The following is a 6,742-nucleotide window of genomic DNA, read 5'->3' on the forward strand; positions in this document are numbered from 1 at the left end:
TAAAAATGTGAGTTTTTATTATTTGATGACCTTAGTTTATAGTGAAATTATCTATAAAACAATGTAATATAAATACAAAAAAGTAATTTAAAGAAAAATAGAGTATGTTAATAATGGTAAAATGAATAAATAGTTAATAAAAAAGTACAGAAACTATTTACATAAGTACAGTTTTCCAAATAAAAGAGTATGTTATACGCTTTAAAGTTAAAAAAAGATGAATAAAATTAAAAAAATATAAATATAGAAAATGTTTACATAAAACAATGAAAATGTTTACTTTTGTATTTGATTAATAAAACATTATAAAAGTATAGCATAAAAAAATAAGTATATACTAAATTGAAAGCTTGATTTTAATATAGGATACCTTGTATAATAGGAAAGTAAAAAAATAGACAGTTCGAAAGCCTCCTGTCTATAAAAAAAACTAAGGCATTTTAAACGAAAGTTTAATTTGTTGCCTTTAATTAAGGAGATGAATTTTTTATGCAAAGATATAGTAAAATATCTGGTAAAAATGAAAGAGAGATGGTAATGCTTAAAGGTTTTCCATGTAAATGGGGAAGATGTACTTTTTGTGATTACATCGAAGATAACTCAAAAAACGAAGAGGAAATTGTTAAGTTTAACAAAGAAGTACTTAAAAATGTAACAGGAGAATATAAGGTTTTAGACGTTATAAATTCTGGAAGCATATTTGAAGTACCAGACGAAACCCTTAGAGAAATTAAGGAGATTATTTTAGAAAAAGGAATTGAAAAATTATTTGTTGAATGTCATTGGATTTATAAAAATAGACTTCAAGAAATGAGAGATTTCTTTGGAATTGAAATTGTTTTTAGATGTGGAATAGAAACATTTGATAATGATTTTAGAATGAATTTCTTTAATAAAGGGGCAAATTTTAAAGACTATACAGAAGTGAACAAATATTTCGATTCTATCTGTCTTTTAGTTGGAGTAAAAGGACAAACTAAAGAGATGATAAAAAGAGATGTTCAAATTGTAGAAAATCATTTTAAACTTGGATGTATAAATGTATATGTTGAAAATACAACAAGTTTAAAAAGGGATGAAGAGCTTGTAAAATGGTTTGAAGAAAAATATAGATATTTAGAGAATAATCCAAATATCGAAGTTTTATTCCATAACACAGACTTAGGGGTAGGGAGTGAAGAAAATGAGGGAAAGTAGAACACTTCTTATAACAAAGCTTGCTATTGTTTGTGCATTATATGCAGGACTTACAATAGGGCTTGCACCTATTGGATATGGAATTTTTCAAATAAGACTATCAGAGGTTCTAGTTCTTCTTGCATTTTTTGATAGAAGATATGTAATAAGCTTAACATTAGGATGTCTTATAGCTAACTTAATGAGTCCGTTTGGTCCAGCAGATGTTATATTTGGAACACTTGGAACATTATTTTCAACTTACTGTGCAAGTAAAAGTAAAAATATGTTTATTGCAAGCCTTTGGCCAACAATATTTTGTTTACCAGTAGTTTGGTTTTTACACATATTTTCAGGCTTACCATTCTGGCTTAGCTTACTTGGATTCTGTTTAGGAGAATTTATTGCAGTTACTGTAATTGGATATCCACTTTACAGAATGCTTATTAAAAGAAAGAAATTTTTAGAAATTATAAAATTATAATATAGAAAGTAGGCAAGGTCTTAGACCTTGCCTATTTTTAGATGAAATTACCACTATCAAAGGATTTGGAGATGTTTTCTAAAAGATTATTTCTTAGCTTAGAATAATTATTTGCATCACACCACACTCTTATTCCATAAGTTGTAGTGGCACCAGTTTGTGCTACTACACCGTAAAATATAGGATAATCATTTGATATCTCTTCAGAGCTTAATATTATTGTATGTAAAATACCTTTGATTTTTTCTGTATTTTGTGTTGAAGCTATAGGAATATCTAAATCAACACGTCTGAAATTTTTAGTTGAAAGATTTGTAATACTAGAACTAGAAAGCTTACCGTTAGGGGCATAAATTACTTTGTTATCAGCAGTTATTATGTAGGTATAAAAAAGAGTAATATTTTCAACTTGCCCATCACCTTCTGATGTTCTTATAATATCTCCTATTTTAAAAGGCCTGAAAAGTAATATAACTACACCACCAGCTAAGTTAGATAGGCTTCCCTTTAAGGATAATCCAATTGCTAAAACACAAGCACCTAAAAGGGCTGCAAGAGTAGCATCTGAAATCCCAACATAGCTTAAAAGAACTATAATAAGAATTATTTTAAGAGAAATTTTAGAAGCGTGGCTTAAATAATTATTAACAGTTCCATCAACGCCATGTTTATCTAAAACTTTAAATTGCATTTTTGTAAGTTTTTTAATAATTTTAAAACCAATCCATAAAAGAATAAGTGCAACAACTATTTTTAATAAATGGGATGCAAAATTACTAACAGCAGCTGCTGATAATATAAAAATTTGATTCATAAAAAAACCTCCTTTACAAAAGATAGTATTCCAAAAGAAAAAGGATATATTCATAAAGTAATATTTTCAAATTATTAATTATATAGCTACAAAAAATCAAAAATAGGAAAGAATATTTAATGTATAATAGAAAAACACCTTGAAAAAAGGGAAATAAAAAATAGGGGTAATTTTATGGATATTATAAAAATTTATAGTGACATGATAAAAAATAGAATAGAGAAGCCAGAAAAGTTTAGAAAGATGCTTAAGGTTGGATATAATTTTGAATATTTAAGACTTAAGCTTGTAGGAGAAAAAGATATTCCAAAATCACTTAATTATCTTTCTGAACTTTGTATGAAATTCACATTAAATCCTTTGAAAGAACCAGAAAATACAGTTTTTATAAATGTATTTGTACCAGGTGCTTTTCTTCATGCATTTGGAGTGCATCCACAACTTATAGAAGCTTTTTCTTCATATATATCAGGAACAAGATGTGAAGATACGTTGATAGATATTGCAGAAAGCAATGGAATATCTGATAGCTTATGTTCTTATCATAAAACATTTATTGGAGGAGCTATATCAAATGTTTTAGAGAAACCAAGATTTGCAATTACAACATCTACAGCCTGTGATGGAAATGTAAATACATTTAAGCTTGTTTCTAGTATATATGGAATAGATTCATTTGTTTTAGATATACCTTATGAATGTTCTGAGGAAGGGATTGACTATGTAGAAAATCAATTACATGAAATGGTAGGCTTTATGGAAAAGCATTTAGATAGAAAGCTTGATAATGAAAAATTAAAAGAAGCCGTAAAAAGAGAAAATAAATCTTTAAGACTTTATAAAGAATATTTAAAATTACTTGGAAAAAAATATTTTCCGAATACACTGACTTTAGAGATGTTTAAGGTTTTTGTTACCCATCCATTCATAGGGAGAGAAGATACTTTAAAGTTTTATGAAATGCTTTTAGAAGATATTAAAAATTATCCTTATAAGGAGCCAAAGAAAAAAATATTATGGGCTCACTTACTTCCTTTTTATAGTGATTCATTAAGAGAATATTTAGATAAAAATGAGGAATATCAGTTATTAATGTCAGATATGAATGCAGATTCACTAGAAGAAATTGACGAGGGAAATATTTATAGAAGTATAGCGAAAAAGCTTATTTTAAATACATATAATGGACCTTATGAAAGACGTGGAAATAATATTTTAAAATTAGCTAAAGATTTAAAAGCAGATGGAGTAGTTAACTTTTGTCACTTCGGATGCAAGCAGTCTAGTGGTGGTTCATTAATTTTAAAGGATATCTTAGAGAAAAATAATATTCCAATGCTTAGCTTAGATGGTGATGCAGTAGATAGAAGAAACAGTCAAGAGGGACAAAATAAAACAAGATTAGAAGCTTTTATTGAAATGTTAGAAAGCAGAGGAGAGAGAAACTAATGATAGGATGTATGTGTAAATATAGCCCTTTTGGAGTATTTGAAGGATTTAAAGAAACGGGGAAAATAATAAATAGTGATATAGATGGTTTTAGTAAATCAGAAACTCTTTTGCATCCTACAATGTGTTCTTATAGTAAAGTTTTATTAGATACATTGGTTTTAAAAGGAATAAAAGAAGTATTTTTAGTGAATTGTTGTGATTCTATAAGAAGATTGAAAGATACTTTAGAAAAAATGGATGAAATAGACTTTGTTTATATGATGGATTTACCTAGAAAAAATAGTTGCTGTTCTAAGGAAATGCTAAAAAAAGAAATATTAAAATTTATAGAAGCTTATGAAAAATATAAGGGAATAAAGTTTAGTGTTGAAGATTTTAATAAGGGATTATATAAATACCAAAATCCAAAGAGAGAAGATAAAAAAGATTATATAATGCTACTTGGTGCAAAGGCATCTTTAGATTTAATTCATAAAATAGAAGATAATTTAGATTATCCATTAATAAATGAAACCTGCTCAAAAGAGCATTATGTAGATAATGTAAGAGCATTTGATAATATAGAAGGTATTGCAGAATATTACTCAGACCAAATTTTAAGTAGAACTCCATGTATGAGAATGGCTGATACAACTAACAGAAGGGAACTTATAGAAGATCCAAATTTAAAAGGAATAATTTATCATACAGTTAAGTTTTGTGATCATTATTCATTTGAGTATATGGGCCTTAATAAAGGAAATATCCCAATAATAAAGATAGAGTCAGATTTAACAAATCAAAGTAATGGACAGATAAAAACTAGAATAGAAGCCTTTAATGAGCAATTAAATGGAGGAAAGTTTAAAATGAAAGCTATAGAAAATAAAGATAAAATCTATACTATGGGAATAGATAGCGGTTCTACTTCAACGAATATAATTATATTAGATAAAGATAAAAATGTTTTAAGTAGTGTAATAGTTAGAACTGGAGCTCGTGCTATGGATTCTGCAAATAAAGCTTTTGAAGAGGCATTAAAAGAAGCAAATCTTAAAAAAGAAGATTTATCTTTAATTGTTGGAACAGGATATGGAAGATATAATATTGATTTTGTAGATGAAAATGTAACAGAGATAACTTGCCATGGAAAAGGAGCACATTTCTTTAACACTGATGTAAGAACTATTATAGATATTGGTGGACAAGATAGTAAAGCAATATCTATTGATGAAAATGGAAATGTAAAAAGCTTTGTAATGAATGATAAATGTGCAGCAGGAACAGGAAGATTTTTGGAAATGATAGCAAAGACCTTAGAAATTGATTTAAAGGAAATGTCAAAAGAAGGTTTAAGCTTTAATGAAGATATTACAATAACAAGTGTATGCTCAGTTTTTGCAGAATCAGAAGTTGTATCATTAATTGCAGATAATAAAGAGAGACGTGATATAATTCATGGAGTAAATAAATCAATAGCAACTAAAACAGTAGCTTTAGTAGACAGAGTTGGAAAAAATGAAAAGTATATGATGACAGGTGGAGTTGCTAAAAATGAGGGAGTTATAAAAGAAATAGAAGGGAAGTTAAATTCTAAATTATTTATAGCAAAGGAACCTCAAATCTGTGGAGCTTTAGGAGCTGCATTAATAGGATTAGAAAAAATATTAGAAAATTTAAATTAAAATATGAAAATGCAGGCAATAATAAATTTGTCTGTATTTTTCTTTTATAAAAATATAAAATTAGAATATAGATTAAAATGGTGGAGGAAATAATTATGGGATTTAATGAAAATCAATTAAAAGTCATTAATGAATTAGATAAAAATATATATTTAACAGCACCAGCAGGAACAGGAAAAACTATGGTTCTTTCAGAAAGAATAAAAAGAATGCTTGATTTAGGAGTAGAGAGTAAAAATATTTTATGTATAACTTTTACAAATAAAGCATGTACTGAACTAAAGGAAAGAGTTTTAGATAGAACAAAAGGAAAAGGGAAAAATATTACGGTAAAAACTTTTCATAGCTTTTGTCTTTCTATAATAAAAGAACATGCAAAAAAGAAGACTGACATTTTTAGTGATTTCTTGGTTTTTGATAAAGATGATTGTATGGAGCTTGTAAAAAGAATAACTATATGGAAAGATTCAAGTGGCAATGTAGTTGAGCTGAATGTTGAAAGACTTTATAAATGTATAGAACTTATAAAAAAAATAAGAGTTGAAAAAGAGTTTATAACAGATGACAGTAAAAGTGATTTGAAAAAAGTTATAGAGCTTATAAAAAAAGATATAGAGTTAAGAAAAGATTTGGAAAAGGCAATAGAATATAGGGATGGATATAATACTGAGTATGATCAGACTTTAAGAAATATGATTTTAAAAAAAGGTCATGAAATTGTATTTATTTATAATAATGTCTTAATAAACAACAGGGCGTTAGACTTTAATGATTTGTTGTTAAATGCTAAATTGCTTTTTGATAATAAAGAACTTGTTGAAAAATATAGAAAGAAATTTAAATATATTTCCATAGATGAAATGCAAGACACAGGAATGTTTGAGTATAAAATAGTGAAAAAGCTTTTTTATGGAAACAATGTACTTTTATGCGGCGACTTTTTCCAAAGTATTTATGGATTTAGAGGTGCAAAGCCAAAGGAAATATTAGAAGACTTTGAAAGCTTTAATCCAATCAAAATTTCTTTTGATGAAAATTATAGGTCTACAAATGAAATAAATAAAAGAAGTACTAATTTTTTAAAAAATTTATTTAATGAAGAATATTCTATAACTTATAAAAAAGGATTAAAATCTCATTCAAGTGAAGAGG

At 27.0% G+C, this 6,742-nt stretch carries 6 protein-coding genes; 5 read left to right on the top strand and 1 reads right to left on the bottom strand.

All coding sequences use genetic code 11. The features are described 5' to 3' along the window. The first annotated feature begins 489 nt into the window (after positions 1–489). Both ACRC28_RS12995 and ACRC28_RS13000 read left to right on the top strand, forming a co-directional pair. Positions 490–1,197 (top strand): radical SAM protein, encoded by a 708-nt coding sequence (locus ACRC28_RS12995; protein ID WP_438543876.1) that lies wholly within the window; start codon positions 490–492, stop codon positions 1,195–1,197. Beyond that, entirely contained in the window at positions 1,184–1,660 is a 477-nt protein-coding gene (locus ACRC28_RS13000) for a QueT transporter family protein (RefSeq protein ID WP_438543877.1), read from the top strand. The genes ACRC28_RS12995 and ACRC28_RS13000 overlap by 14 nt, the downstream gene beginning before the upstream one ends. 37 nt (positions 1,661–1,697) lie before the next feature. Here ACRC28_RS13000 and ACRC28_RS13005 read toward each other — a convergent pair whose 3' ends face one another. Next, entirely contained in the window at positions 1,698–2,474 is a 777-nt protein-coding gene (locus ACRC28_RS13005; protein ID WP_438543878.1) for a mechanosensitive ion channel family protein, read from the bottom strand. Between the two features lie 174 nt (positions 2,475–2,648). Between ACRC28_RS13005 and ACRC28_RS13010 the strand changes: the two genes are divergently transcribed. The 3 genes from ACRC28_RS13010 to ACRC28_RS13020 form a co-directional block, all read left to right on the top strand. Continuing rightward, positions 2,649–3,923: a 2-hydroxyacyl-CoA dehydratase subunit D gene (locus ACRC28_RS13010; protein ID WP_438543879.1), complete on the top strand. Its 1,275-nt coding sequence runs from the start codon at positions 2,649–2,651 to the stop codon at positions 3,921–3,923. After that, the gene (locus ACRC28_RS13015) at positions 3,923–5,590 is read left to right on the top strand and encodes an acyl-CoA dehydratase activase (RefSeq protein WP_438543880.1); all 1,668 of its coding nucleotides are present in this window, start codon (positions 3,923–3,925) and stop codon (positions 5,588–5,590) included. The genes ACRC28_RS13010 and ACRC28_RS13015 overlap by 1 nt, the downstream gene beginning before the upstream one ends. 95 nt (positions 5,591–5,685) lie before the next feature. Then, positions 5,686–6,742 (top strand): UvrD-helicase domain-containing protein (locus ACRC28_RS13020; RefSeq protein ID WP_438543881.1); only part of this gene is annotated, 1,057 nt, incomplete at its 3' end.

The sequence above is a fragment of the Clostridium sp. genome, assembly GCF_051650885.1.
Classification (GTDB): domain Bacteria; phylum Bacillota; class Clostridia; order Clostridiales; family Clostridiaceae; genus Clostridium.